The 1,925-nt window shown below is 40.9% G+C and carries 2 protein-coding genes; both read left to right on the top strand.

Going from position 1 to position 1,925, the window contains the following annotated elements:
* Positions 1 to 593: hypothetical protein (locus CCU_RS03400; protein ID WP_208895955.1), on the top strand; the 593-nt coding region annotated here is incomplete at its 5' end.
* Between the two features lie 221 nt (positions 594 to 814).
* Positions 815 to 1,925 (top strand): DUF5057 domain-containing protein (locus tag CCU_RS03395; protein ID WP_208895954.1); only part of this gene is annotated, 1,111 nt, incomplete at its 3' end.

Raw genomic sequence — 1,925 nt, 5'->3', positions numbered from 1 at the left:
CAGTTGACGAGGACAATGTATCAGGATACACATACAGAATAGACGCAGCAGGAACAGAAGATGAGAATGTTGTAGTTACATATCAGGATTTCCAGGAGAATGTTGGTAATGCAGATCTCAATTATGAGTATAAGAGTGATCTTGTATATACTAATCTGGATTTCTCAGATGCGGCAAAGGTTGTTTCGTATGTTACTGGTCTGCATGACAAATATCTCGAAACCCAGGCAGTATTCATGAATGGTACTTATGATAAGCTTGATCTCTCAGAGTATGACTTTGTATTTATTGACAAGGGTACATATAACAAGGAGATAGGCACAGCGGTATTCAAGGATCTGTGCAGTGCAGTCGAGAGTGGACAGTATTTTATAGTTTCTTCTAAGGCCGGTGACGGAAAGGGCTCAGGAGATGGCAGTGGCGATGATTCAGATCCAACCATTCCGGTAGTTGATTCACCATCGGCAAAGGCAGTGGCTGATGTTATCAATGCCAGTGTGTATCGCGATGGTTCTGATAACAAGTTCAAGGTACTTGAGATTCAGCCGGATTATCCGATTGATCTTGAGGTGGCAGCACTTAGGATACCGTAAGTACAGCTTATACAACAAGAAGTGATGGAACAACTAAAATAACAGGAAACTATTATACAGTTCCATCTGATGTAGTAAGTGGTAAGTCTAAACAGGAGCTTGCGGCCAGAACAGAGTATTATGATTTTGATCTTACCAAGGCGAAGATAGCGTATGCTATCGATGGAATATCCATTGGAGATATTCAGCTCACTCAGGTTTCGACCGAGCAGCTCATTGGTATGAAGGAAGATATAGCAGCGACATACGATCTGGTATATATCGGTGGCGATATAAGTGCTATGGATAGAAATCCAGCGGAGATGTACAAAGGACAGAATGATATCGGTAATGCTACGCCGGGTTACACATATCAGATATTCCCAACATTCATCATGTATTACCACACAGGTACACTCAGTCAGTTGATGAATGCATCTACATATAGCCCAGATACAGCACCTATATCAGGATCAACAAATATGCTTGCATCACCAAAGGTTGGTGACAAGTATTACACAACAACATATCTTGCAGAGAATGGTAACGACCTGACAAATACAAAGTATCAGGAGCTTCTCACATACATGGCATCAGGCAGACCGATGATCATAAGTGATGAGCTTACCAGCGTATATGAGAATATGCAGGGTACAAATGCAAATGGTGATAAGCTTTCACAGGCTGAGCTCCTTCAGGGATATTGGTATAAAGATGGAAAGCTTGAGAGAAAGAATTATTATCTCGATCCATCATCAAGAATGTATCAGTTGGTAGATACCCTCTATGCAAGACATACAGGAGCAAATGGATCAAATATTCTGTGGGGATTCGATAAGGATGCAACACAGTATATAAGTGATAAGGATGGAATATACGGTAACAGTTTATGGACAAAGCGTGTTCAGTCACTTGCTGGAGGTAAGTTCAAGGAAACTGATTATATGGACTCAGACGTACAGGATCAGTCATGGTATAAGCGTCCGGGAACAGATACTGTATATTATAATTACAAGGTAGTCTATGATGATGCAACTTCAGCATCTCTTAACAGACTGGTGACAGGAAGTGCACATAGAACAAGACTTACTATCACTACAAAACCAGTTACATATCAGCAGGGAATACAGCAGACTTATATCAAGTCCAACAGACTACAGTTTACATTCCAGGTTGATGGTGACAAGTCAGTATATAACTACAAGTTGTTTGTAGATGTTGATAAGAATACAAAGTTCGAGAAGGGCGGCGGTGATTATTGTCTTGAGGACAAGATCACAAATGGTCAGGAGAAATCACTGACAGTAGCGCTTGACTCAGAATTCTTTGGATCAGCAGCATGGTATCTTGAGA

The sequence above is a fragment of the Coprococcus sp. ART55/1 genome, assembly GCF_000210595.1.
Taxonomy (GTDB): Bacteria; Bacillota; Clostridia; order Lachnospirales; family Lachnospiraceae; genus Coprococcus; species Coprococcus aceti.
This window is presented reverse-complemented; position numbering and strand designations above follow the sequence as displayed.